This window comes from Paractinoplanes globisporus DSM 43857 (assembly GCF_000379645.1).
GTDB lineage: Bacteria > Actinomycetota > Actinomycetes > Mycobacteriales > Micromonosporaceae > Actinoplanes > Actinoplanes globisporus.
Genome location: NZ_KB903328.1, coordinates 404968 through 419172, shown reverse-complemented (window position 1 = coordinate 419172; position 14205 = coordinate 404968). Strand labels below are relative to the sequence as shown.

Genomic DNA, 14205 nt, shown 5'->3' with positions numbered 1-14205 from the left:
GTGTCCCGGTGCCTGCTGACCGGCCTCGAGGTCTCCCCCTTCGGCCGGGCCTCCGTCTCTGACGGCGTGCAAGATTTCTAGCCCCGCCAGAAGCCTCGCGCAAGAGGCTGACCACCACATTCTCCAAGATTTTCGGGATGGCCCACCTCATCCACAGGCCCACCCCCGTTACCCCCAGCCCACACCGAGTTATCCACCGGTTCATCCACAGGCCGCCGCGAGACCCGCGCAACGGGCTGGCAGGATCGTCGCCGTGGTTACGGTGGCGGACTGCGAGCGCGTGCAGGCGAACTGGTATCGGTTCCGGGCGGAGTCGTGCGGCGGTGAGGTCGCGACCGATGGCGGACTGACCTGGATCGACGGGCCGGACGGCCTGAACCTCATGTTCCCCGACGAGATGAGCACCGAGGCCCTCCGGCGCGGCGTCGAGCGCGCCCGGGATCGGCGGGCGCCGATCGTGGGGGTGTGGCTGGGCCTCGGCGTCGATACGGCGCCCCTGCGGGAGGCGGGTTTCGAACGGGGCTGGTCGCCGTGGTGGATGGCCGCGGACCTGGCCGACGTGGCCGGGGACGCCGACCCGCGGGTGGAGCTGCAGGCCGACAGCGACGACTACGAACGCTACGACCCCGGATATCGGCGCCTGTTCGCCGTGGCGCGCCGCCGGCCGGCCCGGGCCTGGTACGCCGCCGCCTACACGCCGGGCGACCGGCGGTTCGCCGGCCGGGCCTGGTCGTTCCTCGACGGTGACCTGGCCGGCGTCTTCGACATGGACGTCTGGACGCCGTTCCGCCGGCAGGGATACGGCACCGGCCTGCTGCGGGCCGTCTGCGCGGCGGCCGAACAGTCCGGGGCCCGGCATGCGGTCCTGAACGCCACCCCGGAGGGCGAGCTGCTGTACCGCACGTGCGGCTTCACCCGGATCGGCGAGGGCATCACCTGGTGGCACCACCGGTGAGCCAAGTGACGGAACCGGCCCCTACGTCCTCGACGACCTTGAAGGATCGGTAAGGTTGAACACCATGACGCTGACGGATCGCCTGCCCGGCACGGCCGACCCCGACGCGGTCTTCGACGCCTTCCAGAAGTGGGCCACCGAGCAGGGCCTCGCCCTGTACACCCACCAGGAGGAGGCGCTCATCGAGCTGGCCACCGGGGCGAACGTCATCCTGAACACGCCGACCGGCTCCGGCAAGAGCCTGGTCGCGACCGGCGCGCACTTCATCGCGCTGGCGAGCGAGCGCACGACGTTCTACACCGCGCCGATCAAGGCGCTGGTCAGCGAGAAGTTCTTCGCCCTCTGCGCGATCTTCGGCGCGCACAACGTCGGCATGCTCACCGGGGACGCCAGCGTCAACCCGGACGCGCCGATCATCTGCTGCACCGCCGAGGTCCTGGCCAACCTCGCGCTGCGCGAGGGCGCCGACGCGGACGCCGGGCTGGTCGTGATGGACGAGTTCCACTTCTACGCCGAGCCCGACCGCGGCTGGGCCTGGCAGGTGCCGCTGGTCGAGCTGCCGCAGGCCCAGTTCCTCCTGATGTCGGCCACGCTCGGCGACACCACCCGCTTCGTGGACGACCTATCCCGGCGCACCGGGCGCGAGACCGCCGTCGTCGCCAGCGCCGAGCGGCCGGTTCCGCTGATTTTCTCGTACGCGATGACGCCGTTGCACGAGACGATCGAGGAACTGCTGCAGACCCACCAGGCGCCGATCTACATCGTGCACTTCACGCAGGCCGCCGCCCTCGACCGCGCGCAGTCCCTGACCAGCGTCAACATGGCCACCCGCGCCGAGAAGGACGCGATCGCGGCCGCCATCGGCAACTTCCGGTTCACCGCCGGCTTCGGGAAGCAGCTGTCCCGGCTCGTGCGGCACGGCATCGGCGTTCACCACGCCGGCATGCTCCCGAAGTACCGCCGTCTGGTGGAGACGCTCGCCCAGGCCGGGCTGCTCAAGGTGATCTGCGGCACCGACACGCTCGGCGTCGGCATCAACGTCCCCATCCGCACGGTGCTGTTCACCGGCCTCTCCAAGTACGACGGCGTGAAGACGCGGCTGCTCAAGGCGCGCGAGTTCCACCAGATCGCCGGGCGGGCCGGCCGGGCCGGGTTCGACACGCTCGGCACGGTCATCGTGCAGGCCCCCGAGCACGTCATCGACAACGAGCGGGCCCTCGCCAAGGCCGGCGACGACCCGAAGAAGCGCCGCAAGGTGGTCCGGAAGAAGCCGCCCGAGGGCACCATCGGCTGGGGGCAGGCCACCTTCGACCGGCTCGTCGCGGCCGACCCCGAGCCGCTGACCTCCTCGTTCCAGGTCTCGCACGCGATGCTGCTCAACGTGATCGCCCGCGGCGGGGACCCGTTCGCCGCCATGCGGCACCTACTCACCGACAACCACGAGGACCCGGCCGCTCAGCGGCGGCACATCCGGCGCGCCATCGCCATCGCGCGCGCCCTGATCGCGGGCGGGGTCATCGAGCGTACGGAGGACGGGGTCTATCGCCTTGTCGAGGACCTCCAGCTCGACTTCGCGCTGAACCAGGCACTGTCGCCGTTCGCCCTGGCCTGCCTGGAGCTGCTCGACCGGGAGGCGCCCGACTACCCGCTCGACGTGGTCTCGATCATCGAGGCCACCCTCGAGGACCCGCGCCAGGTGCTCTACGCCCAGCGCACCAAGGCCCGCGGCGAGGCGGTCAACGCGATGAAGGCCGAGGGGATCGAGTACGAGCAGCGGATGGAGCTGCTCGAGGACGTCACCCACCCGCGCCCGCTGCTGGAGCTGCTCGAGGGGGCGTACGAGACGTACCGGCGCGGCCACCCCTGGGTCGCCGACTACGAGATCAAGCCGAAGAGCGTCGTCCGCGACATGTACGAGCGGGCGATGACCTTCACGGAGTACGTCTCGTTCTACGGGCTGTCCCGCTCCGAGGGGCTCGTGCTCCGGTATCTCGCGGACGCCTACCGCGCGCTGCGGCAGACCGTCCCCGAGGACGCGCGCACCGAGGAGCTCACCGACCTCATCGAGTGGCTCGGCGAGCTCGTCCGGCAGGTCGACTCCAGCCTCCTCGACGAGTGGGAGCGCCTGCGCAATCCCGGTGCCGAGCCCGCAGAGGTACGCCTCGACGACCTGCCGCCCGCGGTCACCCGCAACGCGCGGGCGTTCCGGGTGCTGGTGCGCAACGCGCTGTTCCGCCGGGTCGAGCTGGCCGCCCTGCGCCGCTGGGACGAGCTCGGCGAGCTCGACGGCGCGAGCGGCTGGGGCGCGGACCAGTGGGCGGACGCGATGGCGCCGTACTTCGAGGAGTACGACGAGATCGGCACCGGGCCGGCCGCCCGGGGTCCGGCGTTCCTGCACATCGACGCCGGCCCCGCCGCGTGGACCGTGCGTCAGGTCTTCGAGGACCCGGAGGGCGACCACGACTGGGGCATCTCGGCCACGGTCGACCTGGCCGCCTCCGACGAGGCCGGCGCCGCCGCGGTGGCGGTGACGGCCGTCGGCCCGCACGGCTGATGTCGATGTCCGGCCCCGGCGGCGACCGGACCGCCCGTCCGGGCCGGCCCCGCCGCCCGCTGGCCCGCCCGATGGCCGGGCCGCTGACGCGGGGGCGGCGGCTGGCCGGGTTCGGGCTGGCCCTGCTCGGGCTGCCGCTGGTCGCGGCGGTCGCCGCCGCCACCGGGCTCGAGCTGACCGGCAACATTCCGCTGTTCCTGGCGGCGGTGGTGGCGGTCGCCCTGGTCGGCGGCCTGTGGCCGGCCCTGGTCGCGGCGGTCGGCGGTTTCGTACTGCTCAACTACTTCTTCGTGCCGCCGCTGCACACCCTGGCCATCGGCAACCGCTCCAATCTGGTCGGGGTCACGGTCTTCGTCGTGGTGGCGGTCGCGGTGTCCTGGGTGGTCGACCTGGCCGCCCGCCGCACCCGGCAAGCCGACCGGGCCGCCGCCGAGGCCCGCACCCTGGCCACGATCGCCGGGGGTGTGCTGCGCGGGGCCGACCCGCTGGACGCCCTGCTCCGCCAGCTCCTCGACACCTTCGACCTGACCTCGGTCACGCTGCTGGAGGCCGCGCCCGGCGGCTGGCAGCCCGCGGCGGTGGTCGTCTCCCCGGCCGCCGACCCGGCCGACAGTGTGCTGCGGGTTCCGGTCGAGGAGACGGCGACGCTGGTGCTGCGCGGGCCGGCGCTCAGCGAGGCCAACCGGCGGATCGTGCGGGCGTTCGCGGCCCAGGCCGTCGTGGCGCTCCGCCAGCAGCGGCTCACCCGGGCCGCGGAGGGCGACCGGGTGCGCACGGCGCTGCTCGCCGCCGTCGGCCACGACCTGCGTACGCCGCTCGCGTCGGCCAAGGCGGCCGTGGCCGGGCTGCGCAGCCGCGAGGTCGAGTTCGCCCCGGAGGACCGGGAGGAGCTGCTGGCCACGGCCGACGAGTCGCTCGACCGGCTCGCCGGGCTGGTGGCGAACCTGCTGGACATGAGCCGGCTGCAGGCGGGGACGCTGGGGATGATGCCGGCCGACGTGGGGCTCGAGGACATGGTGCCGCGGGCGCTGGACGAGCTGGGCCCGGCCGGGCGGACCGTGGTGGTGAAGCTGCCGGACGACCTGCCGGCGGTGCGGGCCGACCCGGGACTGCTCGACCGGGTGCTGGTGAACATCGTGGGCAACGCGCTGCGGTACAGCCCGCCCGGGCGGCCGCCGGCGGTCACCGGGACGGCCGGCGGGGAGATGGTCGAGCTGCGGGTCGTCGACCACGGTCCGGGGATCCCCGAGGAGCAGTGGGAGCAGGTGTTCCTGCCGTTCCAGCGGCTCGGCGACCGGCACACGCACGACGGGGTCGGGCTCGGGCTGGCACTGGCGCGCGGACTGACCGAGGCGATGGGTGGGACACTCCGCCCCGCCGCCACCCCCGGTGGGGGCCTTACGATGATCTTGACGCTGCCCGCCGCCGCCGGCGGCTCAGTGGCCGGGAGGCCTGAGTGACCCGCGTTCTCGTCGTCGACGACGACCCGCAGATCCTGCGGGCGCTGCGGATCAACCTGCGCGCCCGCAAGTACGACGTGGACGTCGCGGCTGACGGGGCCGGCGCCCTGCACGCGGCGGCCGCGCACCCGCCGGACCTGATCGTGCTCGACCTGGGCCTGCCCGACATGGACGGGGCCGAGGTCATTCGCGGCCTGCGCGGGTGGAGCACCGTGCCGATCATCGTGCTCTCCGGGCGCGCCGAGGGCACCGACAAGGTGGCGGCCCTGGACGCGGGGGCCGACGACTACGTGACCAAGCCGTTCGGCGTGGACGAGCTCCTCGCCCGGATCCGGGCCGTGACCCGCCGTTCCCACCAGCTGGATCAGGGGGGCGCGGCGACCGCCACCGTCGGCCGCTACACGATCGATCTGAGCGACCACACGATCACGCCGGACCAGCGGCTCACGCCGACCGAGTGGCAACTGCTGGAGCAGCTGCTGCGCAACCCGGGCAAGCTGATCACCCAGCGGCAGCTGCTGCACGAGGTGTGGGGTCCGCAGTACGGGACCGAGACGAACTACCTGCGGCAGTACATGGCCCGGCTGCGGCGCAAGCTCGAGGACGACCCGACCCGGCCCCGGCATCTGCTCACCGAGCCCGGCATGGGGTACCGCTACCAGCCCTGACTTTCGGTCGGGTGTTCACCATTCGCGACGCCACGCTGGCGTGTGACGCGGATACTGGTGGTGCCACCGGAGCGTCAGTAGCCTGACTCGTGGCCGTTTTCGCCAACGACGGCGGGGAGAGACTCGTGACGGAGTGGTCCAGCGACAGCGCGACGCCGAGCGGTCGGCGTCCCGGCTACGAGTCCTCCGGCGCGCCCGACAACGGGGTCGCCCCGGCGTATCTGGATGTGGCCACGCCCGGCGGCCGGCAGCTCCGCTACGAGGTGACCGGTGATCCGGACGGTGCTCCCGTCTTCCTCCTGCACGGTACGCCCGGCAGCCGCATCGGTCCCCGGCCGCGAGCCGCCGTCCTCTACCGGCGGGGTGTGCGGCTGATCAGCTACGACCGGCCCGGGTACGGCGGATCCGACCGCGATGCCGGCCGCACGGTGGCTTCCTGTGCCGCCGACATCGCCACGATCGCCGACGAGATGCGCCTGGACAAATTCGCCGTGGTCGGGCGCTCGGGCGGAGGGCCGCACGCAATGGCCGCCGCCGCGCTGCTGCCCCACCGGGTCACCCGCGCCGCCGTCCTGGTCAGCCTCGCCCCTTACGACGCCGACGACATCGAGTGGTACGCGGGGATGAACGACGCCAACGTGCGCGAGTTCGCCACCGCGCGCAGCGACGAGCTGAAGCTGATCGAGAGCCTCCGGCTGCAGGCCGACCGCACCCGGCGCAGCCCCGCCAGCCTGCTCGAGGCCCTGCGCGGCCAGATCAGCGCCCCCGACCGCCGCGTGGTCCAGGACGTGACGATCGAGCGCCTGCTCCTCGAGACCTACGCCGAGGCCCTGCGCACCGGCCCGTACGGCTGGATCGACGACACCCTGGCCCTGCGCCGCGACTGGGGCTTCAGCCTCGAGAGCATCCGGCAGCGGGTACGCCTGTGGCACGGCGCCAACGACAACGTCGTCCCGGCGAGCCACACCCGCTGGCTGGCCGAGAGGATCCCCGGCGCCGAGATCGAGGTCCAGATGGACATGGCCCACTTCGGCGCCATGGAGGTGCTCCCGAGCATCCTCTCGTGGCTGGCCGCACCGGACGAGCCGGAGCTGGTCGGCGCCCGCCCGGCGTCGCAACGCCTCGCGGTCTGATCCCCGCCGGCCGGCCTGTGGATGAACCGGTGGATAACTCGGTGTGGGCTGGGGGTAACGGGGGTGGGCCTGTGGATGAGGTGGGCCATCCCGAAAATCTTGGAGAATGTGGTGGTCAGCCTCTTGCGCGAGGCTTCTGGCGGGGCTAGAAATCTTGCACGCCGTCAGAGACGGAGGCCCGGCCGAAGGGGGAGACCTCGAGGCCGGTCAGCAGGCACCGGGACACAGGTTGGTTCGCGAGAGCGAGTCGGCTGGGTCACCGGAGCTCGCGACAAGGGCTTTCCGAACTGCCGAGCCACCCCGGGATGGCGCCGTTCCGGGCGGTGAGCACCGAGTCGACCGGGGCTTGCCACGGCTGGGTCAGGTGATGCCGGCGTGCTCCGCAGGCGCGGCGGGCCGAGCGATCGGACCGCACACGCCACTGGAGTTCGAGGGCCCTTCCATCTCATACATGGAAGGGCCCTCTCTTACGTTCAATCATCTCCGACGCTCCCGACTTCCCTGGCAGCGACACGCCGTGTTCACGGCGACACCAGGCGGGCGACCGCCTCCGTCACGACGGCGCGGCGGCGGGGCTCGGGGACCAGGCGGCGCAGGTCCTCGCCCGGCTGATGCCACATGTTGGCGATCGCCAGCACCAGCGCCAGGAGCTGCTCGGCGGGCACGGCCGGGTTGACCGTGCCGCGACGCTGTGCCCCGGCGATCGCCTCCACCTTCTCGGCCATCGCCGTCGTCACCGCCGCGCGCTGGGCGACCTCGCCGCGCTCGAGGTGGTACCAGACCAGGAACCGCAGCACCTCGGGGTGTGCGGCGCCGGCGTCGTGCAGGTCGCCCGCGTAGTCCGGCAGCCGGTCGGGGTCGATCGGGACGGTGGCGACCGTCAGCTCCACGATGTGGTCGAAGACGGCGTCGAACAGCTCGGCCTTGCCCTTGTAGAACGAGTAGACCAGGCCGGGGCTGATTCCCGCCCGCCTGGCCAGCCGGTCGACCCGGGCCCCGGCCACGCCGAACTCGGCGAACTCCGCCAGTGCGGCGTCGAACAGCTGCTGCTTCTTGCCCTCGGGGTCACGGGTGCGCACCCCGTACACCCTAGTTAATGAACATTCATTTGACAACGACTCCGGAGCGCCCCATCATCGTTAATGAACATTCGTTTATTAGCGATGGGAGATGGATCCTGTGAGCCACTGGACCCCCGGCGACATCGCCGACCAGACCGGGCGCACCGCCCTGATCACAGGCGCGACCGGCGGCATCGGCCTGCGGACCGCCCGGGTGCTCGCCGCCCGCGGCGCCCGGGTCATCCTGGCCGGCCGCGACAAGGCCCGGCTCGATCGGGCGGTCGAGGCCGTCCGCGCGGACGCGCCGCAGGCGGAGACCGGCACTCTCGTGCTCGACCTGTCGGACCTCGCCTCCGTTCGCGAGGCGGCCGCCCGGATCGCCGAGACCGAGACCGTCGACCTGCTGATCAACAACGCCGGGGTGATGAACCTCCCCGAGCGCCGGACCACCCGCGACGGGTTCGAGATGACCGTGGGCACCAACCATCTCGGCCATTTCGCCTTCGACGCCCAGGTCTGGCCCGCGGTACGCCGCTCGGCCGCCCCGCGCGTGGTCACGGTCAGCGCCATCGCCGCCCGCTGGCCCACCGGGAAGCTCGACGACCTGATGAGCGAGAAGCGGTACCGCGGCATGAGCGCCTACGCCAAGTCCAAGCGCGCCAACGTCGTCTACACCCTCGAGCTGGCCTGTCGTACGGCCGGGACCTCGCTGACGGCGGCCGTGATCCACCCCGGCTCGGCGATGACCGATCTGCAGCGGCACAGCGGCACCGGCCTGGCCCGGCTGCTCACCCCGCTGGCCGAGCGGCTGCTGATGGGATCGGCCGAGGGCGCGGCCTGGCCTTCCCTGTACGCCGCGACCAGCCCAGGCGTCACCAGCGGCGAGTTCATCGGCCCGGCCGGGCGCGATCAGACCTCCGGCACGCCCAGGCCCGTCCGGCTGCCCGCGGGCGCCGGCGATCCCGGCGAGGGTGAGCGGCTCTGGACCACCAGCGAACGGCTGACCGGCCTCACGTTCCGCCCGTGAGGTCTCTCGGCCACGCGGCCAGCCGGTCCCGTAACTCGGTAATCTGCGGCGCGTCCAGGCCATAGAGGGCGAAGCGGGCGTCGTCGAGGCGGTCGAGGTAGCGCCCGGCGTCCACGATGTCGTCCGGGTCGATCGCGGGGTCGGCCCGTCGCGCGAGCTCGAGGATGTGGTCGAGCGGGTAGATCTCGAGGGCGGCGGCGACGTCGATGTAGTCGCGGACCTCGCGCCGGTTGACCAGGGCGGCGACCTTGGTGGCGATCAGGTCGTCGAGGTGCATGACCGGGCCCAGCTCCATCACCACCGGCGCGCGCTGCCGGTCCAGGCGGCACAGGGTCAGCCGCAGCGCCCGGCCGCCGGCGCTGACCACGAACTCCTGGAGGTCCTCGGCCATGCCGGCGAACAGCTCGTCGCCCTCCTCGCGGGCCACCCGGTAGCCGGCCGCGGTGAGCGCCGCCATCACCTCGCCGGCCGCCGCCGCGACGCCGCCGGCCGTGTCGGTGAACAGGTCGACGTCCTCGGTGGGGCGGTCGACCAGGCCGTTGACCAGCCACGCGACGCCTCCGCCGAGGACGAAGCCGTGCTTCTCGGCGACCGTGAGGGCCACCCGGGCGACGTCGCGGTAGAAGTCCTCGACCGTCACCGCGCGGCGGCGATCCGCAACCGCGGGTGCCGGGCCTCCCAGGCGGCACGCACGGCACGGGGCAAATTCAACTGCGGCCACACGCGTACGAGGGTGGGACCGTCGAGGTAGGCGCGCAGCTCGCCGGCGCGGATCGCCTCGCGCAGCACGTTCTCGTACATCCAGGCGAGCATGGTCGGCTCGGCCAGATCGAACGTGCCGTGCGGGCCCCACCACAGGCGCAGCGGCAGTTCGACCAGCCCGCTCGTGGGGCCGGTCAGCTCAGTGAGGGTGCCCGCGACCAGGACCGGCCGGTGCGGCCGGGCGAGGTGGACGACCGGTGCGTCGCGCGTCGGGGCGGGCATGTGATCAGCGTAAACCGACAACCCGCCCGAACCATAAGCACCTAGGTTCCTAGGATGCTTAAGAGGCGGTGCGGTGGGCCACGGGGATGCATTAGGTTCGCGCCGTGCACAGGGGAGAGATCATCGGGCGGGACGCCGAGCTCGCGGAGCTGACCGCGTTCGTCACCGGCCCGGGCGGCGGGGCGCTGGTGGTCCGCGGTGACGCCGGGGTCGGCAAGAGCGCGCTGCTCGACGCGGCGGCCGCCCGGGCCGAGGGTCATCGGGTGCTGCGAGCGGTCGGGGTCGAGGCCGAGTCGGCGATCGCGTACGCGGGCCTGCATCAGCTGCTCCACCCACTGCTAGCGCACGCCGGCGACGTCGACCCGGCGTTCGACACGATCTTCGGGCGGGGCGACGCCGAGCCGCCGTCGGTGCTGGCGCTCGGGATCGCGGTGCTCGACCTGCTCGCGCTGGCCGCCGGGAGCGAGCCGCTGCTGCTGGTCGTGGACGACGCGCATTGGTTTGACCCGCAGTCCACGGAGGTCTGCACGTTCCTCGCGCGCCGTCTCGCGGTGCACGCGGTGCGCCTGCTGGCCGGCGTACGGTCGGAAATCGAATCGGGGTGGGACGGGGCCGCCCTGCCGGAGTTGCATGTGTCACCGCTCGCCGCGGAGGCGGCAGCGGAGCTGCTCGATCGTGCGGCGCCCGGGCTGCCGGCGGCCGCGCGGGAACGGGTGCTGCGGGTGGCGGAGGGCAATCCGCTGGCGCTGCTGGAGTTGCCGCGGGCGGCCGGGGACGGTGATGACCTGCCGCTGTCGCGCCGGCTCGAGCGGCTCTACGGCTCACGGGTCGCGGCGCTCGCCCCGGCCTCGCGGGCCGCGCTGCTGCGGGCGGCGCTCGACGGGCGTACGCGTCATCAGTTGTCCGGGGTGGACGACGCGATCGCGGCCGGGCTGGTGATCCCGGCCGGTGCCGACCTGGTCTTCCGGCATCCGCTGGTGCGGTCGGCGGTGCTGCACTCGGCGACGCCGAACGAGCGCCGGGCCGCGCACGCCTGGCTCGCGGCCCGGTACGAGGCGGATGCTGAGCGGTACGCGACGCATCTGGCGGCGGCGACCGTGGACCCGTCGGAGGAGGTGGCCGCGGCGCTGGAGGAGGCGGCCCATTCGGCCAGCGCCCGGGGCGGGGCCGCGGCGGCGGTGGCGATGCTGACCCGGGCCGCCGAGCTGAGTCCGTCGGCGCGCTCGCGGTCGTCGCGGCTGGAGGAGGCGGCGTTCGTGGCGGCACAGGCGGCGCTGTTCGACCGGGCGGAGCTGGCCAGGCTCGGTGGCGCCTACACGGCGTTCTATCGCGACGGAGATCTCTATGCGGCGCATCGGCTCGTCGCCGCGGCGCTCTCCGGTGACGCCGACGCGGAGACGCGGGGCCGGCTGCTGCCAGTGTTGCTCGCGCTGAGCATGTACGCGCAGGATCCGGCGTTGTGGGCGGTCGTTCCGCCGGTGCGGGACCCGTTGACCGCGCTCTACCGGGACGCGTGGGGCGACGTGGCGCGGACCGGCGGGGGAGTGGCCGCCCGGGTGCGCGAGGCCTTCGGCCGGGTCGGGGACGGCCAGCCGTGGGACGTGATGCGGCTCGGGGTGGCGGCGTTCTACGTGGACGCGCTGGCCGAACACCGGGCGCTGGTACGGCGGGTGGCGGCGCGCGAGGAGGACGGCGGCGCGGTCAGCAACGCGATGACGCTGCTGCAGCTGGTGATGCTCGACCAGATCGGGGCCGGGGAGTGGGACGCGGCCACGGCGACCGGGCAGCGGGGGCTGGAGCTGACGATCGAGCACGGGTACGCCCTGTTCGAGCATCAGTTCTACGGATTCCTGGGGCTGTTGTCGGCGTGGCGGGGCGATCTCGAGGCGGCGTGGCGGGCGGCGGACCGGCTCGACCGGTGGGCGCGTCCGCGGCGGGTGGGCTACCTGACCGATCTGGCCGAGGCGATCGGCGCGGCGGCCGGGCTGACCTCGGGGGACTACGAGAGCGCGTACGCCTATGCGTCGGGAATCACGGCGCCGGGCTCGTTCACCCCATATTCCAAGCAGGCGGTACGCACGTTCTTCGACCTGGTGGAGGCGGCGGTGCACACCGGACGGGCATCGGCCGCACGGCGGCATGCGGTGGCGGCGCGCGACCTGGGGTTGCCGGCCGTGTCCGGGCGGCTGGCGTTCCTGGTCGAGGCGGCGCTGGCGATGGTGGAGGAGCCGGGCGCGTCGTTCGAGGCGGCGGTGGCGCATCCGGCGGCCGCCCTGTTCCCGTTCGACCGGGCGCGGGTGCGGCTCGCGCAGGGGATGTGGCTGCGGCGCCAGCGGGAGCGCTCGGCGGCCCGCGCGGTGCTGGCCGAGGCGGCGGGGGAGTTCGAGCGCCTCGGCGCTGCTCCGTGGGCGGCGCGGGCCCGGGCCGAGCTGAAGGCGGGAGGCGCGGCGCCGTCGGGCGGGGCGTCGGCGCTGACCGCGCAGGAGCGGGAGATCGCCGAGCTGGCCGCGAGCGGGCTGAGCAACAAGGAGATCGGCGCGAAGCTGTTCCTGTCCCCGCGCACCGTCGGCGCCCACCTCTACCGGTTGTTTCCCAAGCTCGGCGTCTCGTCCCGCGCCTCCCTGCGCGACGCCCTCTCCGGCTGAGCAGCCGGCCGCTCGGTCCGAACGGCTAATCGCCGGCCTTGCGCTCGGGGGCCGATGGCGCGCCGGTGTCCAGGTCGCGAGCGAGCAGGCGGCGGCCGTCGTCGACGAAGCCTTTGGCGCGATATATGGCGAACAAGTGGGAAACGTCCTGGCCGTTGGGGGCGATGACGAGCTCGAGGTGAGCGGCGCCGATCCCGGCCGCCCACCGTGCGCTGTCCTCGATCAGCTCGGCGGCCAGCCCGCGGCGGCGGTGAGCGGGGGCGACGTACAGGTCCTCCAGCTCGGCGATCAGGCCGCTCTCCAGACCGTACGAGGACGTGGAGATCCCGAACGCCACGACCTCGCCACCGGAGTCGATCACGGCCACCCGTGCGGTGTCGCTGGCCAGCAGGTGGGTGAGGTGCTCGGAGAGCTTCGCGCGCGGCGTGGCGAAGCCGTCCTCGGCGTAGAAGTCCACGGCCAGCGCCAGGATCGCCTCGTGGTCCTCGGGCCGCGCGGTCCTCGGCGTCGTCATGTGACTCCCTCCCCGCGTGAGCGGCGGCAGCTAGCGGAAGTGGGCAGCGGGCCGGCCGGCCCGAGTTGCAGGTCAGCCCGCAGCGGGCGGCACACGGCCGGGACGGCAGCCGGCCGCCCTGGAAGGCAAGCGCCGGTCAGAACCTCGTACATGCGAATGGTTTGAGGTTTGGGCCGTGTGCCACCCAGACCATTACAGGTCCAGGACCGTTCCGTCGATGTCGCCGAGTTCCTCGTCGGTCAGGGTGAGGTTGCCCACGGCGGCGATGTTGTTCTCCAGCTGGGCCACGCTGCTCGCGCCGATGATCAGGCTGGTCATGCGCTCGTCGCGGAGTGCCCAGGCCAGGGCCAGCTGGGCGAGGGACTGGCCGCGGCGCTTGGCGATGTCGTTGAGCGCGTTGATGCGGCCCATCGTCTTGGCGTCGAGGTCGGTCTCGTTGAGGAAGACGCTGGTGCGCACGCGCGAGTCGTCCGGGATGCCGCCCAGGTAGCGGTCGGTGAGCAGGCCCTGCTGCAGGGGGCTGAAGGCGATGCAGCCGGCGCCGGCCTCCTCGAGCGTGTCGAGCAGGTTGTCGCGTTCGATCCAGCGGTTGAGGATCGAGTAGCTCGGCTGGTGGATCAGCAGCGGGGTGCCGAGGTCGCGGAGGATGGCGGCGGCGCGGGCGGTCTGCTCGGCGGTGTAGTTGCTGATGCCGACGTAGAGGGCCTTGCCGGCGCGGACCACGGCGTCGAGCGCCGTCATCGTCTCCTCGAGCGGGGTGTCCGGGTCGGGGCGGTGGTGGTAGAAGATGTCGACGTAGTCGAGGCCGAGCCGGGTCAGCGATTGGTCCAACGAACTGACCAGGTACTTCCGGGAGCCCCATTCGCCGTACGGGCCCTGCCACATGTAGTAGCCGGCCTTGGTCGAGATGACCAGCTCGTCCCGGTACGGCCGGAGATCGGTGGCCAGCATCCGGCCGAAGTTGGTCTCGGCGCTGCCGGCTGGCGGGCCGTAGTTGTTGGCCAGGTCGAAGTGGGTGACGCCGAGGTCGAACGCGCGGCGGACGATGTCGCGCTGCCGGTCGAACGGGCGGCCCTCGCCGAAGTTGTGCCACAGGCCGAGCGAGATCGCCGGGAGTTTCAGCCCGCTGCGGCCTGCGCGCCGGTAGGTCATGGAGTCGTAGCGGTTACCCGCGGGGTTGTACGTCACAGCACCACCCTAGGGA

Annotated in this window: 12 protein-coding genes; 7 read left to right on the top strand and 5 right to left on the bottom strand. The window is 72.8% G+C overall.

Features of this window, described 5'->3' with window-relative positions; all coding sequences use genetic code 11:
• Positions 1-253: 253 nt before the first annotated feature.
• From A3CQ_RS0138990 to A3CQ_RS0138970, 5 genes are all read left to right on the top strand, one after another.
• Complete coding sequence (locus A3CQ_RS0138990) at positions 254-955, top strand: GNAT family N-acetyltransferase (protein ID WP_157296839.1); 702 nt, start codon at positions 254-256, stop codon at positions 953-955.
• A 64-nt stretch (positions 956-1019) separates the two neighbouring features.
• Positions 1020-3509 carry a DEAD/DEAH box helicase gene (locus A3CQ_RS0138985; RefSeq protein WP_020516400.1) on the top strand — a complete coding sequence of 830 codons (2490 nt, stop codon included), beginning with the start codon at positions 1020-1022 and terminating at the stop codon, positions 3507-3509.
• 5 nt (positions 3510-3514) lie between these two features.
• A complete protein-coding gene (locus A3CQ_RS0138980) occupies positions 3515-4969 on the top strand; it encodes a sensor histidine kinase (RefSeq protein ID WP_342663733.1) in 1455 nt (484 codons plus the stop codon).
• On the top strand, positions 4966-5637 hold the full coding sequence (locus A3CQ_RS0138975) for a response regulator (RefSeq protein ID WP_020516398.1): 672 nt from the start codon (positions 4966-4968) through the stop codon (positions 5635-5637). The genes A3CQ_RS0138980 and A3CQ_RS0138975 overlap by 4 nt, the downstream gene beginning before the upstream one ends.
• Before the next feature lie 221 nt (positions 5638-5858).
• On the top strand, positions 5859-6770 hold the full coding sequence (locus tag A3CQ_RS0138970) for an alpha/beta fold hydrolase (RefSeq protein WP_026206692.1): 912 nt from the start codon (positions 5859-5861) through the stop codon (positions 6768-6770).
• Positions 6771-7291: 521 nt separating this feature from the next.
• Here A3CQ_RS0138970 and A3CQ_RS0138965 read toward each other — a convergent pair.
• On the bottom strand, positions 7292-7849 hold the full coding sequence (locus A3CQ_RS0138965) for a TetR/AcrR family transcriptional regulator (protein ID WP_040433886.1): 558 nt from the start codon (positions 7847-7849) through the stop codon (positions 7292-7294).
• Between the two features lie 91 nt (positions 7850-7940).
• Here A3CQ_RS0138965 and A3CQ_RS0138960 point away from each other — a divergent pair, with 91 nt between their 5' ends.
• On the top strand, positions 7941-8858 hold the full coding sequence (locus A3CQ_RS0138960) for an oxidoreductase (protein WP_040433799.1): 918 nt from the start codon (positions 7941-7943) through the stop codon (positions 8856-8858).
• Here A3CQ_RS0138960 and A3CQ_RS0138955 read toward each other — a convergent pair.
• On the bottom strand, positions 8842-9498 hold the full coding sequence (locus A3CQ_RS0138955; protein WP_020516394.1) for a nucleotidyl transferase AbiEii/AbiGii toxin family protein: 657 nt from the start codon (positions 9496-9498) through the stop codon (positions 8842-8844). The two genes, A3CQ_RS0138960 and A3CQ_RS0138955, sit on opposite strands and share 17 nt — an antisense overlap.
• The gene (locus tag A3CQ_RS0138950) at positions 9495-9842 is read right to left on the bottom strand and encodes a hypothetical protein (RefSeq protein WP_020516393.1); all 348 of its coding nucleotides are present in this window, start codon (positions 9840-9842) and stop codon (positions 9495-9497) included. Before A3CQ_RS0138950 ends, A3CQ_RS0138955 begins: the two co-directional genes overlap by 4 nt.
• A gap of 104 nt (positions 9843-9946) precedes the next feature.
• Here A3CQ_RS0138950 and A3CQ_RS63800 point away from each other — a divergent pair, with 104 nt between their 5' ends.
• Positions 9947-12487: a helix-turn-helix transcriptional regulator gene (locus A3CQ_RS63800; protein WP_020516392.1), complete on the top strand. Its 2541-nt coding sequence runs from the start codon at positions 9947-9949 to the stop codon at positions 12485-12487.
• A gap of 25 nt (positions 12488-12512) precedes the next feature.
• Here the strand turns inward: A3CQ_RS63800 and A3CQ_RS0138940 are convergent, their stop codons facing one another.
• Entirely contained in the window at positions 12513-13001 is a 489-nt protein-coding gene (locus A3CQ_RS0138940; protein WP_020516391.1) for a GNAT family N-acetyltransferase, read from the bottom strand.
• A 192-nt stretch (positions 13002-13193) separates the two neighbouring features.
• A complete protein-coding gene (mgrA, locus tag A3CQ_RS0138935) occupies positions 13194-14189 on the bottom strand; it encodes an L-glyceraldehyde 3-phosphate reductase (RefSeq protein ID WP_020516390.1) in 996 nt (331 codons plus the stop codon).
• Between the last annotated feature and the right edge of the window lie 16 nt (positions 14190-14205).

Excerpts from the sequence above, each read along its gene's own strand:
- A3CQ_RS0138960 (WP_040433799.1), top strand. The coding sequence starts at position 7,941 with ATGGATCCTGTGAGCCACTGGACCCCCGGCGACATCGCCGACCAGACC.
- A3CQ_RS0138950 (WP_020516393.1), bottom strand. The coding sequence starts at position 9,842 with ATGCCCGCCCCGACGCGCGACGCACCGGTCGTCCACCTCGCCCGGCCG.
- A3CQ_RS0138980 (WP_342663733.1), top strand. The coding sequence starts at position 3,515 with ATGTCCGGCCCCGGCGGCGACCGGACCGCCCGTCCGGGCCGGCCCCGC.
- A3CQ_RS0138940 (WP_020516391.1), bottom strand. The coding sequence starts at position 13,001 with ATGACGACGCCGAGGACCGCGCGGCCCGAGGACCACGAGGCGATCCTG.
- A3CQ_RS0138985 (WP_020516400.1), top strand. The coding sequence starts at position 1,020 with ATGACGCTGACGGATCGCCTGCCCGGCACGGCCGACCCCGACGCGGTC.